Source organism: Pseudomonas sp. LBUM1653, from assembly GCF_059716115.1.
The window spans coordinates 2,342,118-2,356,752 of the sequence record NZ_CP166803.1 but is presented as its reverse complement, the minus strand read 5'-3'; the positions used below and the strand labels follow the sequence as shown (position 1 = coordinate 2,356,752).

The 14,635-nt window shown below is 60.1% G+C and carries 10 protein-coding genes; 5 read left to right on the top strand and 5 right to left on the bottom strand.

The window, feature by feature from the left end; genetic code table 11:
- Positions 1 to 33: 33 nt before the first annotated feature.
- Both ACA054_RS10660 and ACA054_RS10655 read left to right on the top strand, forming a co-directional pair.
- Positions 34 to 540 (top strand): sigma-70 family RNA polymerase sigma factor, encoded by a 507-nt coding sequence (locus ACA054_RS10660; RefSeq protein ID WP_497689348.1) that lies wholly within the window; start codon positions 34 to 36, stop codon positions 538 to 540.
- Positions 537 to 1,289, top strand: a complete 753-nt coding sequence (locus tag ACA054_RS10655; protein ID WP_497689347.1) for an anti-sigma factor family protein — start codon at positions 537 to 539, stop codon at positions 1,287 to 1,289. The genes ACA054_RS10660 and ACA054_RS10655 overlap by 4 nt, the downstream gene beginning before the upstream one ends.
- Positions 1,290 to 1,460: 171 nt before the next feature.
- Here the strand turns inward: ACA054_RS10655 and ACA054_RS10650 are convergent, their stop codons facing one another.
- The 3 genes from ACA054_RS10650 to ACA054_RS10640 all read right to left on the bottom strand — a co-directional run bounded on the left by ACA054_RS10650 (position 1,461) and on the right by ACA054_RS10640 (position 7,588).
- Positions 1,461 to 5,135, bottom strand: a complete 3,675-nt coding sequence (locus ACA054_RS10650; RefSeq protein WP_497690275.1) for a translocation/assembly module TamB domain-containing protein — start codon at positions 5,133 to 5,135, stop codon at positions 1,461 to 1,463.
- A gap of 11 nt (positions 5,136 to 5,146) precedes the next feature.
- Complete coding sequence (locus ACA054_RS10645; protein ID WP_497689346.1) at positions 5,147 to 6,874, bottom strand: autotransporter assembly complex protein TamA; 1,728 nt, start codon at positions 6,872 to 6,874, stop codon at positions 5,147 to 5,149.
- Between the two features lie 63 nt (positions 6,875 to 6,937).
- Positions 6,938 to 7,588 (bottom strand): GNAT family N-acetyltransferase, encoded by a 651-nt coding sequence (locus tag ACA054_RS10640; protein ID WP_497689345.1) that lies wholly within the window; start codon positions 7,586 to 7,588, stop codon positions 6,938 to 6,940.
- A gap of 267 nt (positions 7,589 to 7,855) precedes the next feature.
- Between ACA054_RS10640 and ACA054_RS10635 the strand changes: the two genes are divergently transcribed.
- The 3 genes from ACA054_RS10635 to ACA054_RS10625 all read left to right on the top strand — a co-directional run bounded on the left by ACA054_RS10635 (position 7,856) and on the right by ACA054_RS10625 (position 11,919).
- Positions 7,856 to 8,911 (top strand): RHS repeat-associated core domain-containing protein, encoded by a 1,056-nt coding sequence (locus tag ACA054_RS10635; RefSeq protein WP_497689344.1) that lies wholly within the window; start codon positions 7,856 to 7,858, stop codon positions 8,909 to 8,911.
- Between the two features lie 275 nt (positions 8,912 to 9,186).
- A complete protein-coding gene (xthA, locus tag ACA054_RS10630; protein WP_497689343.1) occupies positions 9,187 to 9,999 on the top strand; it encodes an exodeoxyribonuclease III in 813 nt (270 codons plus the stop codon).
- 579 nt (positions 10,000 to 10,578) lie between these two features.
- Positions 10,579 to 11,919, top strand: coding sequence for a substrate-binding domain-containing protein (locus ACA054_RS10625; RefSeq protein WP_497689342.1), 1,341 nt, complete (start codon positions 10,579 to 10,581; stop codon positions 11,917 to 11,919).
- 41 nt (positions 11,920 to 11,960) lie between these two features.
- Here ACA054_RS10625 and ACA054_RS10620 read toward each other — a convergent pair whose 3' ends face one another.
- Both ACA054_RS10620 and ACA054_RS10615 read right to left on the bottom strand, forming a co-directional pair.
- Complete coding sequence (locus ACA054_RS10620; RefSeq protein ID WP_497689341.1) at positions 11,961 to 12,479, bottom strand: ankyrin repeat domain-containing protein; 519 nt, start codon at positions 12,477 to 12,479, stop codon at positions 11,961 to 11,963.
- 109 nt (positions 12,480 to 12,588) lie between these two features.
- Positions 12,589 to 14,427 (bottom strand): long-chain-acyl-CoA synthetase, encoded by a 1,839-nt coding sequence (locus ACA054_RS10615; protein WP_497689340.1) that lies wholly within the window; start codon positions 14,425 to 14,427, stop codon positions 12,589 to 12,591.
- Positions 14,428 to 14,635: the final 208 nt, after the last annotated feature.

Sequence of the window (14,635 nt, the reverse complement as noted above, 5' to 3'; positions counted from 1 at the left end):
CTGGTTCAAAGCGTAGTGAGTAACCAGAAATTCATGAACGATATCGACGAACAACTGAGAGAAATCATTCCCAGATTGCGCCGCTTCGCCGTATCGCTCACGCGTAACTCAAGCAGCGCCGACGATCTGGTGCAGTCGTGCCTGGAGCGCGCACTGTCGAGTTGGGGCGACAAGCGCGTCGAGGGCGATTTGCGCGCCTGGCTGTTTGCGATTCTGTATAGACAGTTTCTCGATGCACACCGACGTTCCCGACGCTACGCGCGAATGCTCGAATTCTTTACCGGACGCGATGATGCGCAGCCTTCGGTGGAGCGTACCGTGATCGCCCAATCGACCCTCAACGCCTTTGATCAACTCCCCACGGAACAGCGTGCACTGCTGCTGTGGGTGTCGGTAGAAGGCCTGAGTTACAAAGAGGTCGCCGAGATTCTCGGCGTGCCCACCGGCATCGTGATGTCCCGCCTGTCCCGGGCCCGCCAGGCCCTGCGCCAACTCAGCGATGGCGAAATCAACCGCCCTTCCCTGCGGAGACTCAAATGATCAGTATGCCCCCCAGCGAGCGCGACCTGCACGCTTACGTCGACCATCAGCTCGGCGAGGAAGACCGGCGTCTGGTGGAGACCTTTCTGGCCAGTAGCCCGGAAATTTCCGCACAAGTCCGCGCCTGGCAGCAGGACGCCCAACAACTGCGCGCGGCCCTGAGTGGCGCCTTGCAGCAACCGGCCAATCCGGACCTTGATCCGGTGCAGATCCGCCGACGCCTCAAGAGCCAGTCCCGACGCCACCTGGCCAGCGCTGCGGTATTGCTGATCGCCGTCAGCATCGGTGGGGTCAGCGGCTGGCAGGCTCGGGAAATGACCCTCCTCAGCGCAGCGCAGCCGATGGCCGATGCCATGCAGGCTTATCGTCTGATTGCCGAGCAGGGGCTATTGCCGGCGGACTACAAGGCCGGGGAAGACGGTGACATGCAGGGCTGGCTCGACCGTTATTTCACCCAGGCCAATCGCCTGCCTGACTTGTCTGGCGCAGGATTCAAACCGGCCAGCGGGCGCTTGCTCAGCACCGAGCAAGGACCGGCGGCGATGGTGGTCTACGAGGATCAGGGCGGGCAGAAAATCAGCTTCTACGTGCGTCCGCCGGGTCCGAAGAACTTCCTGCTGCCGAGGGGCAGCCGTAGTGATGGCGGCTTGCAGGCCGAGTATTGGTCGGGGGGTGGCTACAACTATGCGATGGTCAGCCCGGCGGATACGCCGGCGGCACAGATACTGAGGCAAACCGTACAATTCTGACTACCCCCCTTGTAGGAGCCGGCTTGCTGGCGATCGCGGAGTGTCAGTCGACGTTGATGTGACTGATACACCGCGATCGCCAGCAAGCCGGCTCCTACAGGTTTAGCACCGCGTTCTTTCTCATTCCTGCCCAGACACCTGCGAAGGCCGCCGCGCAGGATTTAGACTGGCTCAAAAATCCCGCTTATAAAAAATATCCAACGAACTGGCCACGCCACCGGCCGCTTCAAGGTAAACCTTCTTGCTCAGCTTGTAGCGCAAGGCAATGGTATTGGCCGGTTCGAACACACCCACGCCATAACGCAGGCTGAGCTTCTCCGAAAGGTTGCCGCTGGCGACCACGCTGGTGGCGTTGCCACTGCCCTCGGTGTCGAGCTGGAAATCATCGATGCCCAGATTCTTCGCCAGGCCGCCGGTCACCCCGGAGCTGCCCATCAGGCCCAGACCGAGCGCGGCCTGGGCGAGCATGTTGTTGTCCTCACCATTGGTACTCAGCGGACGCCCCAATACCAGATAGGACAACGCCTGTTCCTGGCTCAGGGCCGGTTCCGAGAAAATCTGCGTGGTCGGTTGCTCAGCGCTGCCGCTCAGGCGGATGCCGGCGATCACATCGTCGGTCTGGCGGATTGCCTCGATGTCCAGGTACGGCTGGTCGAGAGGACCTGCAAACAGCAACCGCGCCCGGCGCACCGTAAGCCGTTGGCCGTAGGCGCGATACCGGCCGTCGTTGAGCCATAGCTCGCCACGGGTGTCCATGTTGTCGCCGATGTGCACATGCCCCTGCACATTGGCGGTCAGGCCAAACCCGGCAAAGCTCAGCTTTTCTTCGCCGACTACTACATCGATGTCCATTTTCATCGCCAAGGGCGGTTTGCCCTCTTCGGTCTGCAGCCCGATGATCACCGTGTCATCGGACAGCTTGACCGTCGATGGCGGCAACTCTCGAATGGTGATGTCACCCTTGGGCACCCGCACTTTGCCGGCGATGGCCAGCTCATCACCCTTCATCGAGATTTTCAGGTCCGGGGCCACTTCGACCTTGGCGTAAGGTTCGACGCTGACCGGCAACTGCGAGCCCTTGAGTGCCAGGTCGACCACCAGCGCCTGGCCCCAGGCGATGTTGCCGTTGAGGCTGCCCTGCCCGCTCTTGCCGCTTTTCCAGCCGCCGTTGAGCTGCACGGTTTCGCCGGCGATCAGCGCCTGCAACTGCAACGCTTGAATCTCCATCGGCAACTCGGCGCCGGAAACCTCGCCGTCGCTGAGCAACAGATTGCCATTGACCAGCGGAGCCAGCAGGCCACCGGAAATCGTGCCGCTGCCATTCAAGCGACCGGACAGTTTCTCGACCATGGGCACAAACGGCCGCGCCACCGACAGGTCCAGACCGCTCAAGCGGAATGTACCGGTCAGCGGCTTGTTCTCCGGCAACGGGTTGATCTGTGCCTGCACCCTCAATTCCCCGAGCTTTCCGCCGACGAAATTCAGCTCGGTATCGATGCGTTTGGGCGTCAGCTGGCTGGTGAGTTTCAGGGTCTGGTACGGGAAGTCCAGCCACTGATCTTTCTCGCGCACGCGCAACGTGCCGCCGCTGGCATCGATGCTGATCACGCCGTTCGGGCCGCTGGCCGGCAGGTCCAGTTGCACATCGGCGTTGAGCCGGCCTTGCCAGGCGAAATCCTTCGGCAGCCACTGTGCAAGGCTGTCGATGGGGAATTGCTTGAGGTGATAACGCAGCTTCGGCTCGGGCATCAGGCGCTGGTCTTCACCGCACAAACTGGCCGGGCCAGACGCCCAGCAATGGGCGCCGAAATTGATTTTTCCGTCCGCCAGCCGTTCCAGCTTCGCCGGCCCCTGCAGCTTCCAGTCCTGGCCACCGGCCTGGATATCGCCGCTGGCCAAGCGCCCGCGCCAGTTGCCTTTGTCCAGTGCACCGTCGAGGCCGAGCGCGAGTTTGAGCTTCGGTCCTTGCAAGTCGAGGCTCAGTTTCTGGTTCTTGATGTCGCCCTGCCCGCTGGCGGTCAGTGTGCCCAGCGAGGTATCGCCCGCCTGGATACCGCTGCCCTTGAGGTCGATTTTCGCCCGCTGTGCGCTATCGAGTGTCGCGTCCAGGTTCAGGCTTTGCAGGCGATTGTCCTGGAAAGCCAATTGCGTGCCTTGCAGCCCGAGCTTGCCTTGCGGTGCCTTGAGCGTGCCGGCGACATCGACCCGGCCATTGATCTGGCCGCGCAATTGCGGCCAGAGCTGGGCCAGGCGCAGCAGCTTGATGTCGATCTGGCCGGTGAGTTTCTGTTGCAGGCTGCCCTTGCCGTTGATGCTGTTGTCGCCGAGGCGAATTTGCAGGGCGTTCAGATTCCATTGCTCGCCAGCGCCATCGGCCTTGGCCTGCAGGACGGCCGGTTGGCCACGCAGCTTGCCCTTCAGATCCAGGTCGGCGCTCAGGCTGAGTTTGTCATTCTTCATCTCGCCTTTGCTGCGCAACGGTCCGGCCAGGGTGCCCGGCAGTTCCGCAACCCAGTACGCCGGGTCGAACGCGGAAAGATCCAGCGCGGTGTCCCAGGCGATGCCGTCGGCGAATTGCAGGTTCAGGTGCCCTTCGGCCTTGCCCTGGCCGGCGACGAGTTGGATCTGTTGCAGGTAGATTTTCGTCAGGTCGCCGGCGAACGGGCTGGCCAGGCTGAACGCCCCGGCCGGGCCATCCAGCGCGGCGTCGAAGTGACCCAGGTATTTGCCGTCGGTGTAGGAGACGTCACCGTTGAAGCTGCGCAGGGCCACTTGGGGTTCGTCGATCAGCGGATAGAGACGGTGCCACGGGAAGTCCAGCCAGGCGACTTTGGCATCCGCGCTCAGGCCCTTGCTCCAGTCCAGTTGGCCCGTGAGTTTGAGGCTTTGTTTCTCGTTGGCGGTCAGGTCCAGCGCGGCGATCTGCGCGCCGTTGGCGTCGACCTTGCCTTGCAGCGCCAGCTCGACCGGTCCTTGTTCGGCTGGCAGCGTGGCCTTGCCGAGTAACTGGTAACCGTTTTTCAGGTCACCGGCGCCAGTCAGTTCAAGCTGATTGAGTTGCAGGGTGTCCGGCAAATCGGCGCTGGCTTTGAAGCCGTCGGCGGTGATGCGCACCGTGGCCGGCAGGTTTTCCACCAACGGTTGCAGCTTGCCGGTCAGTTGCCCATTGAGATAGCCGCTGCTGTCGGCTTTCAGGTTCAGGGTTTTCAGCAGGTCGCCGTCAACCTTCAGGGCCAGCGCCCAAGGTTCGGTGCCGGGTGCTGGCAGGGTCAGTTTGCCTTCAGCCTTGAGCGGCCAGTTGCCGGTCGGTTGCAGCAGGCCAGACAGGTGCAGGCTCAACTCATCGCGCTGCAATTGCACCGAGTCGATCTGCAAGCCGTTGACCGTCCAGTGCGCCGCCAGTTGCAAGCCCTTGAGTTGTTCGCTGCCGTTGAACAGCAGTTTGCCGACCTGGATATCCCCCAGTTCGAGCGCCAGGGGCAGTTTCAAATCAGGAAGACTGATCGGCCCACTGCTCTGTTCTTGCTCGCCGGGCGGCATTTGCAGGCTGACCTGATCAGCCTTCAGTTGCTCGATGCACAAAGTCATGCGCGTCAGGCACAGCGGCGACCAGGCGAAGATGACTTTATCAAGCTCGACCCGGCTGGCGTCTTGCTGCCACAGCACATGGTCGGCGCTCCACTGTCCGCCCAGGCGACCCTGAAAATTGTCCAGGCTTAAACCCGGCACAAAACCGAGCGCCCAGCGACTGCCCGTCGCCGTGCCCAGCACCGTGGTCAGTGTCAGGACCAGCAGCATCAACAGCGCAAGAATGGCCAGCAGCGTTATTTTCAAGCCTCGCTTCACATACACAGGCTTCACAGCTCCGGCCCCATGGAAAAGTGCAATCGAATGCCGCCATCGTCGTCCAGCGCATGGGCCAGGTCGAGGCGGATCGGCCCCACCGGAGAGATCCAGCGCACGCCGACACCGACACCGGTCTTGAGGTTCGGCAGCTCAAGTGTATTAAAGGAGTTGCCCTGGTCGACGAAGGTCGCCACGCGCCATTTTTCCGCAACGGAATACTGGTATTCGGCGCTGGCGGCGACCATGTAGCGACCACCAATGCGATCACCCTGGCTGTTTTCCGGGGACAGGCTCTGATACTCGTAACCGCGCACACTCTGGTCGCCACCGGCGAAGAAGCGCAACGACGGCGGTATCGATTTGTAGCCGTTGGTGGCACTGCCGCCGACCTGCACCCGACCGAGCAAGCGGTGCTTGTCGAACACCGTGGTCAGGCCTTTGACCAGCGCGGTGCCGTACAGCAAGTTGTTATCGGAACCCAGGCCTTCCTTGGCAACCTTGCTTTCGAACTGCAGGCGATAACCGTTGTGCGGGTCGATGCGGTTGTCGCTTTTCAGGTACGAATAGCTCACACCGGGCATCAGCAGCGTACTGAGACCGGAGTCGTCGCCGAGTCGGTATTCCTCGCGCTGCCACTTGAGCGAAACCACCCGTTGCCAGCCGCTGGGCAACTTGCTGTGCCACTCCGGGCCGACGGTCAGCAGCTTGCTGAGGCTGTCCTTGTCAGCGATTTCTTCTTTCTGGTAACCACCGGCGAAGCGCAGTTTGTCGGTCAGCGGCGGGTCCAGGGGAATGTCGTAGAACAACCCGACGTTTTGCCGTGGCGCCGAGACTTCGGTCTCCCAGCCATAACTGTGACCCTGGGGGTTGACCCAGTGCCGGGTCCAGTTGGCCTTGACCCGTGGGCCGACGTCGGTGGAGTAGCCAATGCCCAGGCCCATGGTGCGTGGCTTGCGGGTTTCGAGCTTGACGTCCACCGGGATCACGTCGTCCTTGGACGCCGTCGGTGCCGCGTCAACCCGCACGCCTTCGAAATAGCCGCTCGATTGCAGCGCCTGGTTGAGCTCGGCGATCAGTTCGGAGTCATAGGGCGTACCGGCCTTGAATGGCACCATGCGTTGCAGCAGGTCTTCGTCGAACGGTGTGTCGCCTTCGAAGCTGACCTTGCCCAGCGAGTAGCGCGGACCACTGTCGTAGATCAGCTCGATATCGGCCACCCCGGCCCGCGGATCGACCGACAACTTCTGACGGGTAAAGTGGCCACTGAAAAAGCCATAGCGCGATGCCTGGTTCTGGATCAGGCGCTTGGCGTCCTCGTATTGACCGTGGTTGAGTACCGCACCGGTTTGCAGTGCCTTGCTCTTGGGGACACGAAAGGCTTTGAGGCTGGCAGCCGGGCCGTCGACGCGGATCGTGACGTTGCGCAAATGCACCGGCTCGCCGGGCTCGATATTCAGCACCAGGCGGGGCGTCTTGCCAGCCTTTACCTCGCTGTCGATTTGCGGCTGGTAGTAACCCAAGGCCTGGGCGGCCTTGCGCGCCTGTTCCTCGGCGCCACGACTGAAGCGCAGCAAGGCCTCTTCGTCACGATCGCCGAGACTGCCGATATAGCCTTCAATATTGGCCTTCAATGCATCGTTGGACGGTTTGATCCGCACATCCAATTCGCTTTGCGCCAGCGCCGCGCAGCTGGTAATCAGCATCAGCACGCCACTGGTAATTCTTCCTGGAAAATTCATAGGCGCGGATGCTATCACGAGCGTGGAGCGTGATAGAGCCTGGCTTGCACAGAAAGTTCGACCTCAAGCCGTTGCCGAATGTAATACCTGCGGATTGGCGTGGAAAAACACGTGTTCGCGAATCGGCCCCACGGCCACCTCGCCGATTTCTTCATAACCCTGGCGCTTATAGAAGTCGAGATAACGAGGGTTGCCGGTGTCGAGAATCACGCCCTGGGAGTTTTCATCCACCGCGCACCAGTTATGCACCGCCTGCAGCAGTTGCTCGCCAAAGTGCTTGCCCTGGAATTGTGGGTGAACCCCCAGCAACGGCAGCACGTGCACCGAGTCGTTCGGCACGCAGGCAGCGACGGCGTCGTGGTATTCAAGGTAGCGGCGGGTGCAGCCAAAACCGGTACTGAGCACCATGCGCAGGCGCCAGGCCCAACTTTCAGTCACCCCCAGGCGCCGTTGCGGCGGCGCGATCAGGGCAATGCCGATCAGCCGGTCGTTGACCAGCAAGCCGATGGCCGGCAACTCCTGGAAAAAGTGTTGCTTGACCAACTCGCGCACGGTGGCGCGCACCCTTTGTTCATAGCCAGGACGCTCGGCTTCGAACAGGTAGCTGAACGTCGGCTCGTGGCGGTAGGCCTGGTACAACAGGGAACGCGCTTCGCGGGAATAGCCGCTGTCGAGCATGTGGATATCGGCAATAGCGGTCGAGGTTTCGGGCATAACGGAAAATCTCCCCGGCGCGCCGCTCAAAAAGGTGGCGCTCTTGTTGGTACGAGCCTCTGGGTGCGGGCACAGTTCCTTGTTGGTTTCAAAACAGCGGTTTTGCTGGGTCTACAAGGTATAGACCAACTGCTCTAGATCTGTGCGCAGGGATGCGAAAGCGCGGACCTGGCACCCGACGCACTAGCAGTTCTGATAGTAGGCAGAACCTGAAAATTAGCTGATGCTCGCATTACCGCTTTTTGAGCCTTGTCCGGAGATCAGGCTATGACTACAGCACCTCTTCAAACAGTATTGTGTCACTACCGCTACGATGCGCTGGATCGCTCCATCACCTGGGCGCCAGACCGGCAGGCCGGGCTCCAGCGCTTTTTCTGCAAAGACCGTCTAGCCACGGAAATTCAGAACGCCGCGCAGCGCAGCATCTTCCAGCATGACGATCAGGTGTTGGCGCAACAGAATCGTTGTGGGGACAAGGTGGACACCACGCTGCTGGCAACCGACCAACAACGCTCAGTATTGAACGCGGTGGACTCGATCCAGGCTCATTGTATTGCCTACACGCCTTATGGGCATCGGCCGCTCGGGAACGGTTTGTTGAGCCTGCTCGGGTTTAACGGTGAACGACCGGATTTGGTCACCGGGCATTATCATTTGGGGAATGGGTATCGACAGTTCAATCCGGTGTTGATGAGGTTTAATAGTCCGGATAAGTTGAGTCCGTTTGGGGATGGCGGGATTAATCCTTATGTGTATTGTGGGAATGATCCGATAAACTGGATAGACCCCGATGGTAGCTTGCGGATTATTGGAATAGGAAGGATTAATACTTCAACTTATAGAGCAAACGTCATTGCACGTGATGCCATCGCAGGCAAAGTAACGATTAAGAATGGCAAAGCTACCATCCTTTTCAACAAGGACGCCCAATATACCGTCGACTTAGCCAAGCATTCCAAGAGAGGCCAGAAAAAAATCGTCAGAGAAGCAGTACACGAGCTGGAAAGCAGAAGAAGTCCTTTAGTCAATGCGGAAGTCAAACTAAATAAAATACTACCATCCATACCTAATAGTCTGGAAGATCAATTTAAGACCGCAATTGGCAAAATTGCAAAATTACCAAAAACACAATTTGAATATGACATTCCTCCAAATTCAAATATGAATTTTATTCACAACAAATTATGGACAACTATCGATGAAGCACAAAAAATCAGGAACATCATAGCCGAGTTAAGTACGGTCCGCCTTTCGTATCCATATTTTGACTTCCCAAGATTCTGGCATATAGACAGAGGCCCTCACAAACGTCAAAAAAGGTAGTGAAAAATAATTAAACTCAACAACAAGTTCAGTGAGCTTGAAGAAGGATAGATTTAAATCCATGGTTTTGGATCTTATACTCTTGCCTCCTCGAAAGTTAGTGCTCGCCGCGCGCGACAAGCGGACACGCCGCGCTGATTGGAATGTTCGATATCTGGACTTGCAATGATTACCTGTGGGCAAGCTTTAGACATACAGTGGTACGTTTGCGCACCAACAGCTAGCCCCACGCAGGCATGTCCGCTAGCATCGCCCTTTTGCCAGGACTGCCGAGCATGAAGATCGTCTCCTTCAACATCAACGGGCTGCGCGCTCGTCCTCATCAGCTGGCGGCGCTGATCGAAAAGCATCAGCCCGATGTGATCGGGTTGCAGGAAACCAAGGTCCATGACGATCAGTTTCCACTCGATGAAGTAAGGGCCTTGGGCTATCACGTGTATTTCCATGGGCAGAAGGGTCACTACGGTGTCGCCCTGCTTTCGCGCCTGGAGCCGCTGGCCTTGCACAAAGGCTTTGCCACCGATGAGGACGATGCTCAGCGACGCTTTATCTGGGGCACCTTTGCCGACGCCAACGGCGTGCCCGTGACCATCATGAACGGTTACTTCCCACAAGGTGAAAGCCGCGACCATCCGACCAAGTTCCCGGCCAAACAGCGTTTCTACAGCGACCTGCAGGCGCTGCTGGAAAGCCAGTTCAGGAACGAGCAGCCGCTGGTGGTGATGGGCGACGTGAACATTTCCCCGGAAGACTGCGACATCGGCATCGGCCCGGACAACATGAAACGCTGGCTGAAGACCGGTAAGTGCAGCTTCCTGCCGGAAGAGCGCGAGTGGATGGGCCGGCTGAAGAACTGGGGTCTGGTGGACAGTTTCCGCCACCTCAATCCGGATGTCGCCGACCGCTTCAGCTGGTTCGACTACCGCAGCCGCGGATTTGAAGACGAGCCCAAGCGCGGGCTGCGGATCGACCTGATCCTGGCGTCCCACGGGCTGCTGCCACGGATCAAGGATGCGGGCGTGGACTACGAGTTGCGCGGTATGGAAAAGCCTTCGGATCATGCGCCGATCTGGTTGGAATTGAGTTAGTTGATCATTGATCGTTCCCACGCGCAGCAAAGGAATGCATCCTGTGACGCTCCGCGTCACCATTGCGCACGGCTCACGTCATGCGTCGTCAGCGGAACGCGGAGCGTCCCTGGCTGCATTCCCACGCAGAGCGTGGGAACGATCACAGACGCGTACCCTCCCCCCGACCAGGCCGGCCGGTCGGCCGCCTCGCTTTTTCTTTTGCTTTTGATTTGGCTTTTGATTTTCTTGTCCCATCGAGAGGCCGAGTGGAGGTTCTGCGCAGTGGGCAAACCGGCATGGATGCCGGTTTAGCCGCGCTGGGCCAAGGATGGCCCATCGCGGCGGGCTCTGTAGGAGCGAGCATGCTCGCGATGGTCGTCAACGATGACGCTGGGCACCAGATACCCCACGGTGTTCTCAGGTTCATCGCGAGCATGCTCGCTCCTACAGGGCTCTTCCAAGTGACTCGCCGTAAGGGCGAAACCATAGGTGGCCGTTACCGCAGGAATGGATATGTACTCATACAGGGCTGTCATCTTTCGGAAATCCTTCTGACTTATTCTCCCGGCACTTCCCTTGGTCTTGAAAGGTGCCGGCATGTCACTGCGCGGGCTGTTCCTGTTGATGCTCAGCACCTGGCTGCCACTGTCGGTAGCGGCCAGCGCCTTGCCGATCCCCGGGCAAGGTCCGGTGCTGCGTATCCAGGGCTCCAACACCATTGGCGCGGCATTGGGGCCGGCGCTGGTCGAGGGCCTGATGAAAAAGCAGGGCCTGCTCAGGGTGCACCGCGAAGCGACGGAGCAGCCCAACGAATCACGTATCGTCGGTGAAACCGAACAAGGCCGTCGGGTCGAAGTGGAGCTGGCGGCCCACGGCTCCAGTACCGGCTTCACCGCACTGAAAACCGCCAGTGCCGATCTCGCCGCCTCTTCCAGGCCGATCAAGGACAGCGAGCGGTTCAGCCTCCAACCATTGGGCGACCTGAAAAGCGCCGCCGCCGAACAGGTCATCGCCATCGACGGTGTGGCAATCATCCTGCATCCACAAAACCCGTTGAACACACTCGACACCGTGCAACTGGCGCGCATTTTCAGCGGCGAAGTGAAAACCTGGGAAGAGCTCGGTGGCAACGGCGGGGCCATTCATCTTTATGCACGGGATGATCAGTCCGGCACCTACGATACCTTCAGGGAACTGGTCCTCAGTGGTCATGGCAAAACCCTGAGCGCCACCGCGAAACGTTTCGAATCCAGCGAACAATTGTCCGACGCCGTCAGCCAGGATCCGCACGGCATCGGCTTTATCGCCCTGCCCTACGTGCGCTCGGCCAAGGCCGTGGCGATTGCCGACGGCCAGTCCATGGCCATGCTGCCGCTCAACAACCTGATAGCCACGGAAGATTACCCACTGTCGCGGCGCTTGTTCTTTTACCTGCCGCCCAAGCGCAACAACCCTTGGGCCGAAGCGCTGGTGGCCTTCGCGCAAAGTCAGCAGGGCCAGGCGATCGTCGCGGCCAACGGCTTCATCGCCCAGACGATCCAGGCCATGAGCGTCACGCCGAATGCGTTGATGCCCGAGGGCTACCAGGCACTGAGCCGCCACGCCATGCGCCTGACGGTGAACTTTCGCTTCGAAGAAGGCAGCGCCAGCCTGGACAACAAGGCCCGACAGGACCTGTCACGGGTCCTCGACTATGTGCAGCAGCACGGCAAAACCGATCGCCAGGTCACGCTGGTCGGGTTCGGCGATGCCAAGCTCGATCCGGCACGCGCCGACTTGCTCTCGAAACTGCGGGCCATGGCGGTGCGCCGCGAGTTGGTGAAAAGTGGCGTGGTGCTGCGTGACGTTCGCGGTTTCGGCGCCGAGATGCCGGTGGCGGCCAACAGCGAGGATGAGGGGCGGATCAGAAATCGGCGGGTCGAGGTCTGGGTTTACTGAGCCTGTCAGGCCAGGTCGGTCAGACCTGGCCCGAAACGGTATCAGCCGAGCAATTTCTCCAGTTGCGCAAGGGTATCGACGGCACCCATGGTTTTAGCGGCATCCAGCGCAGTAATACCGTTGGCGTCCTTGGCTCGCGGATCGGCACCTTTGCTGATCAGGTAGTCGACGACTTCGACGCGGTTGAACATCGCGGCCATCATCAGCGCCGTACGGCCGTCGAAAGACGAACCCTCGACCTGCGCGCCCCCTTCGACCAGGGCCCTGATCACGGCCAGGTCTCCCTTGAATGCCGCGCCGGCAATCGGGCTCTGGCCGTTGTCGTTGCGGATCTCCGGATCAGCCTTGTGTTCGAGCAAGACTTTTACCGTGTCCACGTGGCCGTGGTAAGCGGCCAGCATCAGCAAGGTGTCGCCCTTGTGATTGCGCAGGTTCGGCGGCAGGCCCTTGCTCAGCAGCGCAGCCATCATGGCCGCATCGCCCTCGCGCGCCTTGTTGAAGACCTGTTCGGCAAACTCGGCGGCTTCTTCGGGGGTCATCTGGCGGCTGTTGTCTGACATTGAACGCTCCACTTTCAGTTTTTCGCAAAGCCGACAGTTTCCCGAGCGTGGGCGTCACTGTCACTTGTTTTTTCTGATGCGCGGCCATAGCCCTGGTCAATAGCCACATTCAATAACGATGCTTGCCACCCTGGATGTCCGCCAGCACCTGCCCGGTGACTCGCACGTAGGTCTCGGTGCCCGGCAACCAGGCGTAGATCGGGTCATCGCCGGTCCTGGCGGGGTCGAACGCTTCGTCCTTGAGCCGGGTCTTCTGGTATTTGAAGGTCCCGGTGGTTTCCATTTTCACTTTCACCCGCAGGAACAGCGGCACCGCGTAGGCCGGCATGTGTTGCCGGGCGAAGGCCAGCAACTCGCCGAAATCCAGGGTGGCCAGGGATTCCGCGGGGGTGATCGCGGCCATCCCGGCTCGGCCGTTGGTGTTGCGCACTTCCACGCCATAGGCCACGGCCTCGGAAATGTTTGGATGGCGAAGCAGGATGTTCTCGACCTCGGTGGTCGACACGTTTTCCCCCTTCCAGCGGTAGGTGTCGCCCAGGCGATCGACAAACTGTGCATGACCGAAACCGATGTTGCGCAACAGGTCGCCGGTGTTGAAGTAGCGGTCGCCCTTGACGAACACATCGTGCAGCACGACTTTTTCGGTCTTGTGCGGATCGGTGTAACCATCCAGCGGAGCCTTGTCGTCGATCCTGGCCAGCAGCAGCCCCTGCTCGCCCTTGCCGACCTTGCGCATGAAACCATTGGCGCCACGGGTCGGCGCACCGCTGTCGTGGTCATACGCCGCCAGTTCCCAGGACATCAGGGAAAAGCCCACGGTATTGTCGAAATTGAGGATGTTGCTGAAGCCGATATTGCCGTCGCTGGCAGCATACAGCTCGCAGATATGCTCGACCGCGAAGCGCGTCTTGAATTCGCCCCATGCGCCGGGACGCAAACCGTTGCCGATCATCTTGGTCACGGCGTGCTGGCTGTCGTCGGTACTGGGAGGCTGGTCGACCAGGTAGCGGCACAACTCCCCGACGTAGCCCAGGGTGGTCGCCCGGTACTTGCGCACATCGCTCCAGAACTGGCTGGCGCTGAACTTGCGGCGGATGGCGAACCCCGAGGCGCCGCTGATGGCCGAACCCCAGCACACACACAAGCCGGTGGCGTGATACAGCGGCAACGTGCAGTAGACGATGTCTTCGGGGCGCATATCCAGTGCGATCATGCCGAAGCTTGCGCAACTGCGCATCCAGCGTCCGTGCTTGAACACCCCGGCCTTGGGCAACCCGGTGGTGCCCGAGGTATAGATGTAGAAACAAGGATCGTCGAAAAAGATCTGCTGACTGTTGGCTGGGTTGTCGCTACAGGCGTCGACGCTGGCCGTCATCAGGTTGACGAAGCCGTCGGGCGCGATGCCCGGGTGGCTGTAGGTGTCCTGATCGGCGACGAACCAGGTACGCGCCCTCTCGATCGACACCCGCTCGCGCACCGCCAGGTAGGCCGGGACCAGTTCCGCACCGACGACAATGGCTGCGGGCGTCACCAGGTTCAGGCTATGGGCCAGGGTATCGCGGGTTTGCGAGGTGTTGAGCAACGCACTGATGGCGCCGACCTTGGCCACCGCCAGAATGGTCACCAGCAGTTCCGGGCGGTTCTCGATGAAGACCGCCACCACATCGCCCTTGCCAATGCCTTGGGCAATCAGGTGATGGGCGATGCGATTGGCCCAACGGTTGACCTGGGCGTAACTCAGTTGCACCTCGCCGTACAGCAAGGCCGGCCCCTCGGGGTTACGCAGGGTGGCCTGCTCGAAACTCCAGCCCAGGCCACACGCTTGGGTCGGATCCTTGACGTTGGCGACCTTCATGCCCTTGACCACACGAGGAATGGCTTTGGCAATGGAAGGCAGCTTGCGGAGCATCATGCCCCAGGTAATCGTGTCGTGCTGCGTGCGGCTCATGGCTGCTCCCGTTCGATTTTTTATTGTCGGGCGGCGTTGATCGACCCCGAAAATACGTCAACGGTTCTGCAGCTGTACACGCGGTTTTTGAAATGTTTTGTATCCGCGACAACGACGTTTGAAATCGTGAGCACGTGCACGCCAAATGGTTCCATCGGGATGCCGACGACCACGCAAAATGCAGGATGCACGATAGCCATTCATGCAG